The sequence below is a fragment of the Sabulibacter ruber genome (assembly GCF_017355955.1).
GTDB classification, from domain to species: Bacteria; Bacteroidota; Bacteroidia; order Cytophagales; family Hymenobacteraceae; genus Nibribacter; species Nibribacter ruber_A.
On sequence record NZ_JAFFID010000001.1, the window covers coordinates 2,544,049 to 2,562,065 of the forward strand.

Sequence of the window (18,017 nt, forward strand, 5' to 3'; positions counted from 1 at the left end):
TTCCTAACTTTCATAGTAGGCTTGCACCTTCCCCACTGAAGCCGAAATCTTGCACCTCTTCTATAAAATTGTGTAAAGCTCCCGTTCTGACCAGTTTCTAGCTTTGCCTCTCCGAACAAAAAAAGAGATGCAGGCGACACAGGAATCTTGGCAAACAAGAGAAATCTACGAGGTACTGGTGATCGGGGCGGGTCAGGCGGGACTGGCTTTGGGCTATTATCTGCAACAGCAGAAAAAGAACTTTCTGCTACTAGACGCCTCCCCTAGAGTGGGCGATTCCTGGCGGAACCGGTATGATTCCCTCCGGCTGTTCACCCCTGCCCCGTACTGTAACTTGCCCGGCTGGCCGCTGCCGCTCCCCAAAGACCATTACCCCACCAAAGACGAGATCGCCGATTACCTGGAACAGTACGCCCAGCGCTTTCAATTGCCTTTGACCTTGGAGCAGAAGGTAGTGGCCTTAACCAAAACAGACGGCATTTTCCAGGTACAAACCCAAAAGCAGTTCTTTCAGGCAAAGCAAATAGTAGTCGCTACTGGGCAGTTCCAGAGGCCATTCGTACCCAACTACGCCACAAATCCAGCTGATAGTGTTCTGCAACTGCACAGTTCCCAATACCGCAACCCGGCGCAAATCCCCACCGGGAAAGTATTGATAGTGGGAGCCGGTAACTCCGGAGCGCAGCTTGCCGTGGAGCTGGCCCAAACGCACGAGGTGCACCTGTCCGTGAAAAGGCCGCCCCGGTTTTACCCGCTCCAACTGCTGGGCCGAAGCGTCTTCTGGTGGGCCTCGAAGACCGGAGCCATCTACGCGCCGCCCACTTCCTTCCTCGGGAAAAAGATGCTCAAACAAGCCGATGTGGTCTATGGCCGTGAGTTGGAAGTGCTGCTACAAAAAGGAGTGGTTCAACTCCGCCCGGAGATCAGAGCGTTTGACCAGGAACAAGTTATTTTTCAGGATGGTACCCAGTCTTCCTTCAGCAGTATTCTTTGGGCAACGGGGTTTAGGCCAGATTACAATTGGCTACAGATCCCCGGGGCAATAGCAGCAAATGGCGCTCCTGTTCACCATAACGGCATCAGTCCGGTAGCCGGTTTGTTTTACCTGGGCCTTTCCTGGCAGCGGAGTCGAGGCTCTGCTCTGCTATTGGGTGCGGGAAGAGACGCCCGGTACATCGCGGAGCGGCTCGCTTAAAATTATATAAATCTTGGATACAAAGCTGTAACGGCTGCGCTGCTCTCCCGCTATACCTTTGTATCAGAACTTGAAACAGTACCTAATTACCTATACCTATGGCAACCCTGACGAAAGAAAAGACGAAACCCGCCATAAAAAACAGTTTCCCGGTGGAAGGCATGAGTTGTGCCGCCTGCGCCGTAAGCGTAGAGTCTATGCTGCAGGCCCAACCGGGTGTGCAGAACGCCGCCGTGAACTTCGCCAACAAGACTGTTCTGATGGAATACGTCCCGGGCACCGATCTCCAAAAACTGCAAAAATCGCTGCAGGACATCGGCTATGGCCTGCTCATCCAGAAAGAGGAAGCCACGCAGGAGGCGCAGGAAGCCCGCGAGCAGGAAGCTTACGCCCGCATCAAGACCAAAACCATTTGGGCCGCGGCCTTGTCATTGCCGGTGGCGGTCATTGGCATGTTCTTCCACCATATGCCCTACGGCAACTGGATCATGCTGGCCCTCACCCTGCCGGTGGTGTTCTGGTTTGGGCGCAATTTCTACGTGAACGCGTTCAAGCAGGCCCGCCACGGCAAAGCCAACATGGATACGCTGGTGGCGCTGAGCACCGGCATCGCGTTTCTGTTCAGCGCCTTCAACACCATTTATCCGCAGTTCTTTCTGTCGCGTGGGTTGGAGCCGCACGTGTACTATGAGGCCGCCACGGTGATCATCGCGTTTATTTTGCTGGGCAAACTGCTGGAGGAAAGAGCCAAATCGCGCACTTCGGGAGCTATCAAAAAACTGATGGGCTTGCAGCCGAAATCTGTCAAAGCCCTACGAAACGGACAGGAAGTGGAGTTGCCCATTGAGCAAGTGCTGGTGGGCGATGTGTTGCTCATCCGCCCCGGCGAGAAGATTCCGGTGGATGGCCGGGTGGTGAGCGGTTCCTCGTTCCTGGACGAGAGCATGATCAGCGGAGAGCCGATTCCGGTGGAGAAAACCGCCGGCGACCAGGTCTTCACGGGCACCATCAACCAGAAAGGCAGCCTACAGATCTCTGCGGAGAAAGTAGGCGCCGAGACGCTTTTGGCCCAGATTATCAAAATGGTGCAGGAAGCGCAGGGCTCCAAAGCGCCGGTGCAGCAACTCACCGACAAAGTAGCCGGCATCTTCGTGCCCATCGTGATCGGGATTGCCCTGCTCAGCTTCGCGGCCTGGTACTTCCTGGGCGGCGACAACAACGTGACGCACGCGCTGCTAGCTTTGATCACGGTACTCATCATTGCCTGTCCGTGTGCGTTGGGGCTGGCCACGCCAACCGCCATCATGGTGGGGGTGGGTCGCGGGGCGGAGAACGGCATCCTGATCAAAGACGCCGAGAGCCTGGAGACCGCCCACAAACTAACCGCCGTGGTGCTGGACAAAACCGGTACCATCACCAAAGGCAAACCCGAGGTCACCGAGCTTTCCTGGGCGGTTCCGCAGGAAGCGCAGGCAGAACTGGCCTCGGTGTTGCTGGCCTTGGAAAACCAATCGGAGCACCCGCTGGCCGAGGCCGTTTCCAAATACCTCACAGAACAAGGCGTGAAAGCCGCTAACTTGGAGCAGTTCAGTAGTGTGACCGGCCGGGGCGTACAGGCGCAGTACCAAGGACAGACGTTCTGGTTGGGCAATGAAAAACTGATGCAGGAAAACGACCTCCGTTTTACGCCTGATTTGGAGAAAACGGCCCAAAAACTGAAATCCGAAGCCAAAACAGTGGTGTTCGCCGGAACGCAGGGCCAGGTGGTGGCGCTCATCGCCATTGCCGATGCCATCAAGGAAACCTCGGCGCAGGCCATCCGGGAAATGCAGCACCAGGGCCTGAATGTCTACATGCTCACCGGCGACAACGCCCAGACCGCCGCCGCTGTGGCGCAACAGGTAGGCCTGCAACATTACAAAGCCGAGGTAATGCCGCAAGATAAAGCCGATTTCATTCAGGAGCTGCAGCGCCAGGGCCACGTGGTGGGCATGGTGGGCGACGGCATCAACGACTCCCAGGCGCTGGCCCTTGCGGATGTAGGCATTGCCATGGGCCGCGGCACCGACATCGCCATGGATGTGGCCAAGATCACGCTCATGCACTCAGATCTGCGGGCCATTGCCAACGCCATCAAACTGAGCAAGGCCACCGTGCGTACCATTCACCAGAACCTGTTCTGGGCGTTCATTTACAACGTGATCGGGATACCGGTAGCGGCCGGTTTGCTCTACCCTATCTGGGGCTTCCTGCTGGACCCCATGCTGGCCGGAGCGGCCATGGCCCTGAGCTCGGTCTCGGTGGTCACCAACAGTTTGCGCCTCCGAACGTTAACGTTGAAATAATTGCTGATTGCTGATTTTTTTAAACTGATTCATAATTCTCAAATCTTAATTACCGCTATGTCGACACTGAAATTCAAAACCAATATCAAATGCGGTGGCTGCGTGAGCGCCGTCACTGAATCTTTGGACAACACACCTGGCATTTACGAGTGGCAGGTAGACACCAACAACCCAGACAAGATCCTAACCGTGGAAGGCGATGCCACCTCTGAGGCCGTCATCAAAGCCGTGCAAACCGCCGGGTACGATGCCACCGAAGTTGAAGCGTAATTGCTCTTTTCTCCCAAACAAAAAGGCCACCTGAAAGAAAAGTGGCCTTTTTGTTTTAAGAAGATTCTATAGGTTTACGCTTGATCTGTTTTCTGCCTAAGGATTATTTTCTAACTCTTCCTTTATCCCACTCTTCACTTCTTACTTCTATTTAGTTTGGATTTCAGTCCTTTTCTAACAATACATTCCCTTTTGTCCTTCTGAAAGGATTTTGGCAGCGAACGGCAGTGCCGTTTAAGCATTGCTTTTGTAGCTTGCCCACAAGATCCTTTCAGGATGACAGTTCATTGGATCTTAGATGAACAAAGCAAGCGACCTCAGGAAATGTTTCTATTCATCTAGGTCGCTCCAATCATTGAAAAATGGCCCTTACCGCCGAGAATCTATTTTCCTTTTAAATTCCAGAAAACAGCCAGAAAACAGAAGTTCAAAGTACAGCGTGAAGCAATATCGCTTAGCTTTGGTCAATAAGTTTACTCACCCTGCGTTTTCAGGCAAACCACTCCGCGGCATGACCAGATATCTACTGTTTGGGATTCTCTTCTTTTTCAGCTTCTTTTTCGCCAACAACAGCCAGGCCCAGAACAGAGATACGCTCACTACGGCTTCAGCCTCCAAACCCGGGATGTACCGGTATCTGCTGCTGGCGAAAACCGGTTCTCTGGCCCGCTATCGGATTCACATTGGAGAGACTATCACGTTCAAGCGCTTTCAGGACGAGAAGCTGCGCACGGCCGAAGTTCTGGACATCAGGGGCAATTCATTTTATATCTCCGGTTTGGAAGTTCCGCTGAAAGAGGTGGAGAAGATACGGCTCCGCAACCACACTGGCGGCCGGAAAGTGGCGGGTTTTGGCTCTGTGTTGCTCAAAGGGGCTGGCGTAGTTTTCACACTGGTGGGCGCCATTAACGTACTCACCAACTTAAGCAGCCAGGAAAAAGATGACCGGAACGATGCCCTGCAAACCATGGCAGGAGCGGCCACCCTGTACGCCGCCGGATCGGTGCTGAACGGCCTACGGAAAGGCACCTACACCATTAATGACAAATGGACGCTAAAAGTCATTGAGATGTACTAACCTCACATGACTTCCGCGTCCATTTTATTTAGGAGCCGATTTCCTGAAATCAGGCTCAAAACACCGTCAAATTAAGAGCTGCAAGACAGCATGGAGCAACCGGCTTTTTGGCTGGCCCAGTCCGGTCTTTTGGCGAAGAACTCATCGAAATTGCGGGAATACGGATCTTTCATGGCTTCCTGCAGTTTCGTAAAAAGCGTGTTGTCTCCTTTTTCCAGCCCTTCAATGGCTTGGTGCAGCAGGTAATTCCGGAGGATGAACCGTGGGTTGTTTTCGCGCATGCGCTGCAAGGATTCCTCGCGAGAGATGGTATTGGCTTGCAAGCGGGTGGCGTAGTCCTTCATTAAATTGAACAACATGGCGCGCTCGCCGGTCTCCAGCTCCCGGTAAAAACTCGGTTGAAAATGTGTTTCCACGGCCTGCTCCTCTCCTAATTCCTCGGGCAGTTCTATCAGCAACTGGAAGAAGATGGTCATGTCCAGGTTGAGGGTGGCCATAGTCTCGGAGAAGCGCATGATCAGCTCCTTGTCTTCCTCTTTGGGTGCGTCAAGCCCCAGTTTGTTCGCCATCATGGCGTAGTATTTCTGGTAGAAGACTTCCTCGTAAGTTTCCAACACGGCTACCAGTTCCTCGGTGCCGGGCAAAAGCGGCGCGATGGCACTGGCCAGACAACCCAGGTTCCAATAGGCAATGTTCGCCTGCTTCCCGAAGGCGTACCGGCGGCCCGGCAAGTCTGTGGTGTTGGGTGTGAAATCGGGGTCGTAATCGTCCAGGAAGGAGTACGGGCCGTAGTCAATGGTCAGGCCCAGGATAGACATGTTATCGGTGTTCATGACGCCGTGCACAAAGCCCACGCGCATCCACTCCACCATGAGTTGGGCGGTGCGTTCCAGTATCTCCTTGAACCAATCCAGGATGCGGTTCTCACCCGTGATGTGCGGGTAGTAACGGCTGATGGTCCAGTCTACCAGTTTTTGCAGGTTCTCGGTTTCCCGTCGGGCCGCGGGCATCTCAAAACTCCCGAAACGCAGGAAAGTTGGGGCCACGCGCATGACAATGGCACCAGGTTCATAGGCGGGGTTACCGTTGTAGAACATATCGCGCAGCACCTGGTCGCCGGTAGAAACCAGACTCAGGGCCCGGGTGGTGGGCACACGCAGGTAGTGCATGGCCTCGCTCATAAGGTATTCCCGCACCGAGGACCGCAGTACGGCTCGTCCATCGGCCCGGCGGGAATACGGCGTCAGGCCTGCGCCTTTCAACTGCAGTTCCCAGGATTTTCCGTCCGGTGCTACCCACTCGCCTAAGGTAATGGCCCGTCCGTCGCCCAGCTGCCCCGCCCAGTTCCCGAACTGGTGTCCGGCGTAGCAGGCCGCGTACGGGTACATGGTAGGTGCCACGTAGTTTCCACCCAAGATGTCGATGTCATTTTGGGCGGTGGGTTTCTCGATGCCCAGTTCTTGCGCCAGTTCCTCAGACCAGGCTAATAACTCAACCTTGTTCACCGGCGTGGGCAGGGCTTTGCTGTACAGCATGCCGGGCGTTTGGCGCGGTTTCTGGTTGCCGCTGTCATCGCCGTCAAAAGCGTTGACAAACTCGTTTTTATATTCTTTCGTGCTTAAAGCTTGCATTCGGTTCTGCTTAATTCGTTTTTCGGCTGTTTTCCTGAAAATGCCTTCTTTTCAGGAAAACAGGCATCTTTCTTCAACATCATTTCCCCTGGAATAGTTGGGTTTGCGGGCTCCTTCTTTTGCATGTTGCCGGGGCATAGGTCAAAAGTAGCGCATTCTCCTTCCTCCCGGCATGAGGTTTACGTATCTTTGGGGAAACCAGTCCACGTACGGTAATGTGCGAACCACCGCAATTATCTTTCACCTTTAATCCCGCCCCCATGCGTAAAAAGCCCTCCCTCTTTCTGCTCGCCTCTTTCTTGCTGAGTCTGTTGGGTTGTGAACCTAAAAGAGAAACGGCTCCTACCGTGACGGTGACCACTAACGCCCAGGAACAGAACGAAGATGACCCTTACCGGCCTAAGCCCTACGTGGAATTAACGCACCCCGAGTGGAGCCGGAACGCTACTATCTATGAGGTGAACATCAGGCAGTACACCCCCGAGGGCACGTTCAAGGCATTTGAGGCGCACCTGCCGCGGCTGAAGGAAATGGGCGTGGATATTTTGTGGCTCATGCCCATCCATCCCATTGGGGAAAAGAACCGCAAAGGCTCTCTGGGCAGCTATTACTCCGTGAAAGATTATTACGGCGTAAACCCCGAGTTTGGGACCAAGGAAGATTTCAAGGCGCTGGTGCAGAAAATCCATGACCTGGGCATGCACGTGATTCTGGACTGGGTAGCCAATCACTCGGCCTGGGACAACCCGCTTACCCAGCAACATCCTGAGTGGTACACCAAAACCGCCGAGGGTAATTTCCAGCCCACGCCCTGGTACGACTGGGAAGACATCATTGATTTTGATTACGACCAGCCGGGCATTAGAAAATACATGACCGAGGCGCTCACCTACTGGGTAAGAGAACTGGACGTGGACGGTTACCGCTGCGACGTGGCCGGTTTCATGCCGCTTGACTTCTGGGAAAACGCCCGTACGGAGCTGGATGCCGTGAAACCCGTTTTCATGCTGGCCGAGTGGGAATCCAGGGACTTGCACCGGCGCGCCTTTGACATGACGTACTCCTGGAGCCTCTGGGACCGCATGCACGAAGTCTGCACCGGCAAAGAGAAAATAGGCGGATTGGTGGAGTACATGGCCCATGATGTAAGCAGTTTCCCCAAAAACGGTTTCCGGATGACGTTCACCGATAACCACGACAAAAACTCCTGGGAAGGCACCCAATACACCAACTTCGGGCCGGGTCTGGAGGCCGCTATGGTCATGGCCTCTACCGTGAACGGCATGCCTCTGGTGTACAGCGGGCAGGAAGCCGGGCTGGACCGTTCGCTTAAATTCTTTGAGAAAGACACCATCACCTGGAAAACCCACCGCAATGCCGAGATCTACAAAAAGCTGTTTGAGCTGAAGCACCAGAACAGAGCGCTCTGGAACGGTGCCTGGGGCGGCGAGATGGTCAGAATCTTCAACGACAAACCCGAGCAGGTCATCTCCTTTTACCGCGAGAAGAACGGCGACAAAGTCATCCCGATCATCAACTTCAGCAACCAACCGGTAAAAGTGAAACTGAACGCCAAAACGCAGGCCGGTCGCTACAAAGAACTCTTCACCAACAAAAGCTACGAGCTGAAAGGCGACGATGTGATTTCCCTCGGCCCCTGGAAGTACCTGGTGCTACACAGCGGCAACACAGCTCCCCTCTAAAATAGCCACTTACTACAAACCAAAGCCCGTCTTTCTTTTAGAAGAAAGACGGGCTTTTCATTTAAGCTTTTTCTCTAGCTTCTGAGTGAAGCACTTTTGGTTTCCGGTCCAGTTTTCAGGAAACAGGCCAGAAACCAAGACTCACTTACTTTTTTCCTGAACTGCGGGGAATCAGTTTCCAAAACTCCATCAGGAGCACTGCACCTAAGGCAAGTCCGGCAGCCCGTTGCCACTCTTCCCACCCAAAATCAGGCGGAATGGAAAAGATCTCCCGGATGCCGGGTAGAACGGTAAGCCCATACAACCCGAAGCACAGCAGCACCGCGCCTATCACGTATTTGTTGTTGAAGAAGCCTGCCCCAAAGGCAGTCTGGGTATTGGACCGGGCCGCGAAGGTCTGCAACGTACGGGCCAGAATAAGCGTGGTAAAGGCCATGGCTATGCTCATCTGCGGTGATTGCTGCAAGCCCAGGTACTGGGAAATAATCACGGCTACGCCAATGAGCAATCCCCGCATTATAACAGAGCGCAAGGTGGCCCCGGCAAAAATACCCTCGTTGATGTCTCTTGGTTTACGCTGCATCACGGTAGGCTCCGGTTTCTCCACCCCTAAGGCAATGGCCGGCAATGAGTCATTCAACAGGTTAATGAACAACAGTTGAATGGGCGTGAACGGGTTGATCCAGTCCAACGCCAAGGCGAAAAGTATGGCAATAATAGCGCCCAGGTTTCCGGCAAACAGGTAAGCAATGGCTTTCTTGATGTTATCGAAAACGGTGCGGCCCACAGCCACCGCGCTGATGATGGACACGAAGTTATCATCGGTCAGGATCATGGCGGAGGCGTCTTTGGCTACATCGGTGCCGCTGCCCATAGCAATGCCAATATCGGCTTGTTTCAGGGCGGGGGCATCGTTCACGCCATCGCCAGTCATGGCGGTGATTTTGCCTTTCCGTTGCCAGGCCCGCACAATCCTGATCTTGTTTTCCGGCGACACGCGGGCGTACACGGCAATGTCCTCCAGTTTCTGGTCCAGTTCCTCTTCTGAGAGCGCATCCAGTTCCTGACCGGTCAAGGCAATGTCGTTCTCATCCATCAGGCCAATTTCTTTACCAATCGCGCGTGCCGTGGTTTTATGGTCGCCGGTGATCATGACGGTACGGATGCCCGCTCTCTTGGCTTCTTCAATGGAGGAGTAAACGGCTTCGCGGGGCGGGTCAATCATGGCCATCAAGCCCACCAATACCAAATCGTTTTCCTCTTCCAGCGTGAGGGAAGCCGTTTGCAGCGGTTTGTACGCGAAAGCCAGCACCCGTAACGCCCGGTTGGAGAACTCTTCGTTCTGCTCCTGCAATTGGTTGAGCAGATTTGGGGTGAGCGGTTGCTCTGCGCCATCAATGAACACGCGGGAGCAGCGGGAGAACACCACATCGGGGCCGCCTTTGGTCAGGAGCACGCGTTGCCCATTCAGGGTATGCACCGTAGACATGAGCTTGCGGTCTGAGTCAAAGGGTAGTTCTGCCTCGCGGGCGTACTGGTTGCGTAGTTGCTGGTAGGGTTGGTTTTTCTGGTTGCTGAAGGCGATAAGGGCGATCTCGGTGGGGTCACCTACTTCAGAGCCATCTTCGTTGATCTGGGCATCGTTGCAGAGGACAGCCACCTGCATCAGTTTCCGCTCAGATTCGGTCCATTGCGCCGGGTCTTCTTCAAATCCATTTTGTGGTTTGCCCATTACATAGTAATCTACCACCGTCATTTTGTTTTGGGTGAGGGTACCGGTTTTATCAGTACAGATCACGCTGGTAGAACCCAGGGTTTCCACCGCCGGAAGCTTGCGAATGATGGCGTTGCGGCGGGCCATTTTGTTGGTACCCACGGCCAGCACAATGGTAACAATGGAAGAAAGCGCCTCTGGGATGGCCGCCACGGCCACGGCCACTGCAAACATAAAGGCCTTGAGGAGCGCACTGGTCATGTTCTCGGCACCCGGTTCCAGCCACACCCGGGCGGCTTCCACCCCGAAGATGAGGATACAAAGCGCCAGAATCACCCAGCCCAGTTTTTTGCTGAAATCAGCGAGTTTGCGTTGCAGGGGAGTTTGCTTGGCCTCAGCGGAAGCCAGTAAGCCGGCAATTTTCCCGATCTCGGTTTTAGCGGCGGTGGCGGTTACCACAAAAGCTCCCCGGCCATAGACTACCAAAGCCCCGCTATATACCATATTCTTGCGGTCACCCAAAGCAACTTCGTCGGGGATGGCATCGGTGTGTTTCTCCACGGCTTCGGACTCGCCGGTGAGCATGCCTTCGTCTACCCGCAGGGAGCCGCTTTCCACCAAACGGCCATCGGCGGAAACGTAATCGCCGGCTTCCAGCACTACTACATCGCCGGGTACCAGTTCGCGCGCCGCAATGGTTTGGGTCACGCCATCGCGCAGCACCTTAGCCGAGGGCGCCGACATCTGCCGAAGCGCATCCAAGGCTCCCTCGGCTTTCTTGGTTTGCACCACGCTCACAATGGCGTTGAGCACCAGCACCGCAAAAATGATGACGGCTTCAATCACCTCGCCCAGGACCAACTGCACCGCGGCCGCCAATAGCAGCACAATGACCATGGGATCTTTGAAGGTTTCCAGCAGGAGCTTCCAGACAGGGTCTTTCTCGGCTTCCTCCAGTTCATTGTACCCTACGGTCTGCAGCCGCTGCTGCGCGTCTGGCAGGGAAAGGCCTCGGTCTGACGTTTTGAGTTCCTGGAGTATCTCCTGGGTGGGGCGCTGGTAAAATTCCATGGTGCGTGTTTTGGTCTATTCAATAAGAAAGCATTGATCTGGCGGCCTGCTTCCCCTCCTCTTCCCAACCCCAAAAGCATGGGGCTTCACGGCGCGGCTCCCTCTAAAATACCGATATCTTTCTCACTTGTTCAGCTTACCCGCAACTTTTGCCCTAAAGTCTTTCCCGAACACCGGTCTGTTTTCTGCCTGTTTTCAGGAAAGCGGCTTGAAAACAGGCCTACTCCACCAACCCAGTCATGTTTTCCACGGCCCGAGAGGTGACAAATTCTGTGATACGAAGCTCCACCAGATCCTGGTACACGAAAGGGTCTTCCTGCATCAGTTCCTCTACTTCAGCTTGGCTGGCGGCTTTGCAGAAAATGAGTCCGCCGGTGCGCGGCACCTTGCGGCCCGAGGCCAGGAAGTGTCCGCTGGCGTAGCCTTTCTCCACAAAGGCCATGTGCTCGGCCATGAACGGCTCAATCTCTGAGAAAGGTACTTTATAGGTGAGTTCAATCAGGAACATACACAAAAGGGTTTGATGAAAAGTAAAGCTACGATTTCTCTCCTTTTGGGGCCGTTTTCTGGAAAATAGCCTTGAAACACTTGGTTATAGGTTGCCATTAAGCCAGCTACTTAATTATGCACAAGTCTTACAAAATGATGTTAAACTCCGAGGCAGGCCGTGCGTTTCCTTTGTAGCAGAGAAAATCAAACGCAATTACTGCTTTAAATTCTATGAAAACACTTCTCACCCTTGCCATAGCTTTGTCTTTCGGCCTTTTATCGGCGGAGGCACAGCACGAGCACCACACCCCGCCACCGGTCAAGAAAGAGACTAAACCGGCCGTAAAGCAAACCGCTCCCAAGAAGACCGTAGCCCCGGCACCCAAAGCCACGCCTTCAAAAGCTCAGCCTGCCCCTAAGAAAGCTGCCCCTAAACCGGCTTCTAAAAAGCAGACAGCGCCAGCGGCCACCAAGGCTAAACCCAAGACAGTTACGCCTGCCGTTGACCACTCACAGCACCACATGCCTGCGGCAGACACGGCGCACCAGCACCAAGGCCATCAAATGACTTCGGACAGCCTGAACCGGACGAGGACTACCGGGCATGAGGGACATACCATGCCTGCGGACACCGCAAAGGGTCATCAGCACCACCCCGGCATGAACATGAACCACGGTTCCATGGCTTCTGACACTACGCAGCACGCGGGTATGAACCACGGCATGGGCGGCATGAGTCACTCGTTTTCCCGCAACCTGCCCATGAACCGGAACGGCTCCGGAACCTCCTGGCACCCCGATGCCACGCCCATGTACGGCTACATGAAACACGCCGGCGACTGGATGCTCATGTTCCACGGTCAGCTTTGGCTGAGATACAACAAGCAGGATATTTTCAACAAAGGCTCGCGCGGCGATTCTCAACTGGATGCCCCCAACTGGTTTATGGGGATGGCGCAGCGCGAGGTGGGCAGACGCGGTTTACTACGCTTCAGTGTGATGATGAGCCTGGACGAACTGACTATGGGTGACCGAGGCTATCCGTTGCTGTTCCAGAGCGGCGAGACCTACGGCGGCGGCAAACGCCTGGTAGACCGCCAGCACCCACATGATTTGTTTTCTGAAATCAGCGTTGGTTACACGCACATGCTGAACCAGGACATGGACGTGTACGGCTTCTTCGGATATCCTGGGGAGCCACCGGTAGGACCGCCCGTGTTCATGCACCGCATCTCGGCGTTCAACAACCCAGAGTCGCCACTGGGCCACCACTGGCAGGATGCCACGCATATTACCTTCGGGGTAGCCACGGTGGGTTTCCGGTACAAGCAGTTCAAGCTAGAAGGCTCTAACTTCACCGGCCGTGAGCCCGATGAAAACCGCTACGACTTTGACAAAGCCCGCTTCGACTCTTATGCGGCTCGCTTATCCTACAACCCTTCGGAGAACTGGGCCCTGCAAGTATCGCGCGGCTGGCTGAAAAGCCCCGAGTCATTGGAGCCCGAGGAAGACGTGACCCGCACCACGGCCTCGGCGCTGTACAGCCGTCCGCTGCCCGGGGGCGGCGACCGGTTCTTTACTTCGGCCTTTATCTGGGGCTTCAACGGCGGCGGCCACCACAAAGAGCACTCGGCCATTGCCGAGGCCAACCTGCAGATGGACAAAACCGCCATCTACGGTCGCTACGAGTACGTACAGAAAACACCCGGTGAACTGGACCTCACAGACCAGTTTGACCACCACGATGTCTTTGACGTGCACGCCCTCACCCTGGGTACCAGCCAGCGCGTAGCCAATTTCGCCAACACCTATTTGACCGTAGGCGTGCAAGGCACTGTCTTCTCCCCAGACCCGCTGTTGAAAACCCTGTATGGCAAAACCCCGGTTTCCGGGGAGATTTACCTTCGGCTGAATCCCGGTCTGATGATGGGTAGCAGCCGGTCCCGCACCTCCTCCCAAGGCATGCAACACCAGCACTAAGTAAGTGGGTAGAAATTATAACCGCCATGTTTTGGGCTAGTTTTACTGAAAACGGGCCTAAAACACGGCGGTTGCTTTTAAGGTAAGTTGAGAAAGGAAGCTACTGGAAGCTTATTTAAAGTACCAAATAGCTGGCGCGAGTCTGAAGACTCGTGACAAAGGATGTGGCGAGTCTCCAGACTCGCCGAAAACCACCATCACTCATATTTAGTGTGCCAGTTGCATAGCAACGTGCGATGTCGCTGCTGTTGCAGCGAGGATGGTCGGAGACCATCCATCATCTGTAGGCACGAGTCTGGAGACTCGCGCCAGTTGCCAGGATGGAAGCAGATGCATTTGCAGTCTTAGGCTCTATTCTCTTTTCAGCCCCTTTTCTTCAAAATAGGCTGAAAAGAGACATCAGCCAAGCCGCAGAACTCGCGTTACAGGCTGTTCTCTATTCCCTTGCTGAAAGCATCAATAAAGGCGTGTTTGAGTACGTTGATGAAGGTCTTCCAGCTGTTGGTCTGTGGGTTGCTGAGATTACCTTTAATTGGAATCTGGGTAGCTACCTGGTCGCGGGGCTGGTTCTCAGCGGCCTCGGTGAAGACACCAATCACGGCTTCTTTCACGGCGCTCAGGATGCCGCCTTCTTTCTTGTCTTTCTTCCAGTTCAGGACCTTTACTTCTTCAAAAAAAGGTTTGATGTAGCCGTTCAGTTGACCATCTGTTGCTTTCAATTCGGCGTACATGTCCAGCTTGCCACGTTCTACGTCAAACTTGGCGTAGGCTTTGATAAAGTTGTTCAGGCTGGTGAGATTCACGCCCGTTAACTGACAATCGGCATCAAAATCGGGGATGCGTTTGAGGGCGTTCACCTGCATCTTCCCTTTCAGGGTGCCCCCGCCAATAGACTTACCGCTCACCGTAACCGAGGAAGGCAGCTTTTTACCCACTTCCTCCACGTTGGCCAGATTGAGGGCCACCAGTTCCATGCTGCTGATATGGAACCGGACATCGGGCGAGGCGGTGAAGTCCATGAACGCAAGCCTGCCGTTGTGCACCTCATAGCGGTTGATGGTAATGGGCATCAGGTCTTTGACTACTTCGGTCCAATGGTCCAGGCTGGGGTCTTCTTTAGAGTTGCCGGACGAGGAACTGGTCACCATGTTCAGCACCGGCCCGGTCATGAATACCTCGCCAACCAGTTTGCCTTTGAACAGAGATTTCCACTCAATGGACAAATCAGTATGCAGGATGGTCAGGAACGGGTACTTGGGATTACCTTTCTCTTCTTTCAAAACCAGTCCTTCAATCTGGTATGCCCCCCGGATGAGCGCAATGTCCACGTCTTCCACGTAACCGGTATAGCCGGGCAGCTCGTCCAGCGTTTTGTTCACGTACTTTTTCACAATGAACGGAAGCGCAATCCTGAACGCCAGCAGCAAGACCACCACAGTCAGTCCTATCTTCAATGGTTTTGTGAGCCGAATAGCCATAACGTACCTGTTTTTACCTTAGCAGATTTCTCTCGCCCAATTAATACGAAAGCCTTGGAGCGCAGTTAAACAAGAAGCCAGGATAACCCCTTGGCAAGACATACAATACCTCTGATTCTGTAGAAGAAATAAAACGTGGACATTAATGTTTTCTGTGAAGAATAGAAAACACCAATGTCCACGTTATGGTACGCTATAAAGAAAAGTTGAATTTGCCTTTCTAAAGCCCGGCCATAAGATTATCTAGTTGCATTTAAAGGATACTGCCGATTTACTTTGTCCAGCACCACGTACAGTGAATCTTTAGTTGATGTAATCCCGGTTAGGATGATTCGGGTGGCGTTGGGCCGGGTGTAATGCAAAATCATTTTCTCTTTTTTAAGCTTAGAGGCAGCTTTTGCGTTACTTCTATTTTGGCCATTCTGGCCTCCGCCCCTTCTACCTTCTCCGCCTGCATTTCCGTGTTTATCCTGGAGGGTGAGGGTTTGGTTCAGGGTATCGGCAGCGTAGTAGAAAAACCGCCTTCCTCCGGCGATGCCGGTGAGCTCCCAGGTGCGGGACTCGTCTTTCTTATGGGGCACCCCGTTGGAGAGATCCAGCTTCACTTTTTGGTTGACTTTGAACGTAAGGGTGGAATGTTTCTCAAACGTGGCGTCCTGCCACCGCACCGAGTCAGTGGGCGAATAAGGCAGCACTTTGTTGTTGAGTCTGAACTCGGTGACTTGATAATAGCCTTCGGCACCCGCCAAGCCCGGGGTCACGGGTACTTTGATGAGCTTTTCTTCCCGGTAGTTGAGCACATGCAGGTAAGCCATTAATCCAAGATAGGTGAAGATGGGAATCGCTTTCAAAACGTATCGGCCGTATTGCTGCCAGGGCTTCTGGAAAGCGGGATAATGGTACACCGGCACCACGTCCTGCTCCAGCACAAGCAATTTCCAGAGCCGGGGAAGGTCATACAGCATCAGGAACAAGGCCAGGATCACAAAATAAGCGCTGTACACGTGCACCCCGCCGTCATAGGCATGGTTGATGTACACGATGTTGGCCGAGGCTCCGGCCGTGAGCGCCGCCCCCAGAAAGGTCGTCCGGCGGAAGAAAAGAAGCGTCCCGGCCAGGATCTCCACGAAGCCTAGGAAAATTTCATAATGCGGCACGATGCCCACCGACAACCAATACAATTTCTGTGCGGTGATATCGCCTAGGTTGGTAGCCAGCGTGCCCTGCGGCGGAAACGGCATCTGGATGAGAAACAGCTTCACAAACCCGAACTCAATCATGCCCAGCGCCACCCGGTAGCGCACCAGCACCCGCAGCCAATAGTAGAGCCTGTTGTATTCTCTGCGTCTGGCCCCACCCACCGACCAAATCACCGCCCCGGCCAGCGCCACTGCCAGAATCAGCCCGAAATCTGCGTAACTGACCAAGCCCCAGCGGGCGCTTTCTCCCTCCAATTCCAGAAATTTAGGCGAAAAACGGGCCAGGTTGGTCAAGTCGCGGTAACCCAAATGGAGCCAGTCCAGCGCCACCAGATCTTCATAGTACTGCCAACTGGTGGGCAAACTCATGATGACGAAAAAGATGAACGCCACCCTGAACAGGAACCGTTGCAGAGGAGTCCAGCCCTTAGGTTCTGATATAGACTCATTAGAAGAATCCCGGGACAAGGTCAGGGTTGGCGCAGGGAGCGTATCTACGGGTTGCATGATTGCAGGAAGTTAAATGAAAGGATGAGGGAGGAGGTTTACAGGGTGACCGGCTTCCGGCGACCTTTGTAGAGCAGGTAGTCTTTCTCCACCTTGTCCAATACCACGTACAGCGAGTCTTGCCGTTCATTGCGCCCACTTAAGACTAGCGTAGCCGCCGATGGTTTCCTGTAGCGGAGTTCCCATTGCTCAATCTTCTGGTCTTGGTGCAGGGGAAGCATAGTCAAGGTCTGCCGGAGGGAATCTACTTTCAGTTTGAAATACTGGCGACCGCCGTTACCTGCCGCCTCTGCCGGCACCTGGGTACCGGTTTTGGTGATGGGCGTAACCGCCGAATGCCCCGGCCCCCTGTTGATGCTGAGTGTCGGCCATTTCTCGATTACCACATCGTGCCAGCGAACGGAATCTGTCTGAGAGAAAGGCAGCAATTTCCCGTTGAGTTTGAACTCCCGCACCTGATAGCAACCAGCCTCCGCCGACAAAGCCCCGGATTGGCTTTCCTGTTTTTGGGCGTTCTCCTGCAGAGCCAAATAACCAAGAATGGCTAGACTGAAAACAGTAACGCTTTTCACAGCAAGTTGAAGCAGCTTAAACCAGCCTGCCGAAATAGTTACCCTTACTTTATTAGCGGCAGTAGGCCGTTCCAGCAGCAGCAAATTCACCACCCGTGGCACATCCTGCACCAGCAGGAACAACGCCAAAGTCAACAGGAAAGCGCTGTACACCAGATCACCCACCTCATAAAAGAGGTTCACGGCAATCACGTTCAACAGGAAGGCGGCGGCTATGGCGGCGCCAAACGTTGCGGTTCTTCTATAGAGCAACAAAAGCCCGGCTCCCAGTTCTATCAACCCGATCACTGTTTCATAAGAGGCCGAGGCTAATCCTGTGGTGAGCCAATAGATTTTCCAGGGCAGGAAATCGCCGTAGTTGGTGTTCAGTTCGCTCAAGGTGGGAGCCGGCATCTGCAGGTGGAAGACCTTCAGAAAACCGTAGGCCATTATCCCAAGCGCCAGCCGGTATCGCACCAAGGCTTTCAACCAATAGTACTCTTGGTGGTACTCAGGCCGCCGTTTGTCCCAAGCTCCCCAGAGAATACTCCCAGTAGCCGCTCCCAGCGCCAGAATCAACCAATCCAGAAAACTTTCCTGAGCCTGGAAACGGGGCAGATAGCGGCTCAACTGTACAATCTCAGATAAATCTAGCGGCCAGTGCAGCGTAAACAAACTGTGGTAGAACTTCCAGTTGATGGGGACGATCTGCAGCAGGAAATACAGGAAGAAGAGCCGGAAGGCTGCTTTTTCCAGCGGGCTCCACGCTGTTGTCGGGGTGAGGTTCTGTACTTGCGTCATGACTT

Annotated in this window: 13 protein-coding genes; 6 read left to right on the forward strand and 7 right to left on the reverse strand. The window is 54.0% G+C overall.

The window, feature by feature from the left end:
• Positions 1-127: 127 nt before the first annotated feature.
• From JT719_RS10480 to JT719_RS10495, 4 genes are all read left to right on the forward strand, one after another.
• On the forward strand, positions 128-1,195 hold the full coding sequence (locus JT719_RS10480; protein WP_207432953.1) for a flavin-containing monooxygenase: 1,068 nt from the start codon (positions 128-130) through the stop codon (positions 1,193-1,195).
• A gap of 98 nt (positions 1,196-1,293) precedes the next feature.
• The gene (locus tag JT719_RS10485) at positions 1,294-3,540 is read left to right on the forward strand and encodes a heavy metal translocating P-type ATPase (protein WP_242693128.1); all 2,247 of its coding nucleotides are present in this window, start codon (positions 1,294-1,296) and stop codon (positions 3,538-3,540) included.
• 57 nt (positions 3,541-3,597) lie between these two features.
• Entirely contained in the window at positions 3,598-3,810 is a 213-nt protein-coding gene (locus JT719_RS10490; RefSeq protein ID WP_207432954.1) for a heavy-metal-associated domain-containing protein, read from the forward strand.
• 511 nt (positions 3,811-4,321) lie between these two features.
• The gene (locus JT719_RS10495) at positions 4,322-4,888 is read left to right on the forward strand and encodes a hypothetical protein (RefSeq protein WP_207432955.1); all 567 of its coding nucleotides are present in this window, start codon (positions 4,322-4,324) and stop codon (positions 4,886-4,888) included.
• A 71-nt stretch (positions 4,889-4,959) separates the two neighbouring features.
• On the opposite strand, the gene JT719_RS10500 is transcribed toward JT719_RS10495, so the two are convergent.
• Both JT719_RS10500 and JT719_RS10505 read right to left on the reverse strand, forming a co-directional pair.
• The gene (locus tag JT719_RS10500; protein ID WP_207432956.1) at positions 4,960-6,519 is read right to left on the reverse strand and encodes a protein adenylyltransferase SelO; all 1,560 of its coding nucleotides are present in this window, start codon (positions 6,517-6,519) and stop codon (positions 4,960-4,962) included.
• Positions 6,507-6,644, reverse strand: a complete 138-nt coding sequence (locus JT719_RS10505; protein WP_207432957.1) for a hypothetical protein — start codon at positions 6,642-6,644, stop codon at positions 6,507-6,509. Before JT719_RS10505 ends, JT719_RS10500 begins: the two co-directional genes overlap by 13 nt.
• 135 nt (positions 6,645-6,779) lie before the next feature.
• Between JT719_RS10505 and JT719_RS10510 the strand changes: the two genes are divergently transcribed.
• Entirely contained in the window at positions 6,780-8,222 is a 1,443-nt protein-coding gene (locus JT719_RS10510) for an alpha-amylase family glycosyl hydrolase (protein WP_207432958.1), read from the forward strand.
• Between the two features lie 145 nt (positions 8,223-8,367).
• Here JT719_RS10510 and JT719_RS10515 read toward each other — a convergent pair whose 3' ends face one another.
• Both JT719_RS10515 and JT719_RS10520 read right to left on the reverse strand, forming a co-directional pair.
• The gene (locus JT719_RS10515; protein WP_207432959.1) at positions 8,368-11,007 is read right to left on the reverse strand and encodes a cation-translocating P-type ATPase; all 2,640 of its coding nucleotides are present in this window, start codon (positions 11,005-11,007) and stop codon (positions 8,368-8,370) included.
• 220 nt (positions 11,008-11,227) lie between these two features.
• Complete coding sequence (locus JT719_RS10520) at positions 11,228-11,515, reverse strand: YciI family protein (protein WP_207432960.1); 288 nt, start codon at positions 11,513-11,515, stop codon at positions 11,228-11,230.
• A 212-nt stretch (positions 11,516-11,727) separates the two neighbouring features.
• On the opposite strand from JT719_RS10520, the gene JT719_RS10525 reads away from it, so the two are divergent.
• Positions 11,728-13,476 carry a hypothetical protein gene (locus JT719_RS10525; RefSeq protein ID WP_207432962.1) on the forward strand — a complete coding sequence of 583 codons (1,749 nt, stop codon included), beginning with the start codon at positions 11,728-11,730 and terminating at the stop codon, positions 13,474-13,476.
• Between the two features lie 422 nt (positions 13,477-13,898).
• On the opposite strand, the gene JT719_RS10530 is transcribed toward JT719_RS10525, so the two are convergent.
• The 3 genes from JT719_RS10530 to JT719_RS10540 form a co-directional block, all read right to left on the reverse strand.
• Positions 13,899-14,954, reverse strand: a complete 1,056-nt coding sequence (locus JT719_RS10530) for a DUF748 domain-containing protein (protein WP_207432963.1) — start codon at positions 14,952-14,954, stop codon at positions 13,899-13,901.
• Positions 14,955-15,193: 239 nt separating this feature from the next.
• Complete coding sequence (locus tag JT719_RS10535; protein WP_207432964.1) at positions 15,194-16,660, reverse strand: hypothetical protein; 1,467 nt, start codon at positions 16,658-16,660, stop codon at positions 15,194-15,196.
• Between the two features lie 38 nt (positions 16,661-16,698).
• A complete protein-coding gene (locus JT719_RS10540) occupies positions 16,699-18,012 on the reverse strand; it encodes a DoxX family protein (protein WP_207432966.1) in 1,314 nt (437 codons plus the stop codon).
• Positions 18,013-18,017: the final 5 nt, after the last annotated feature.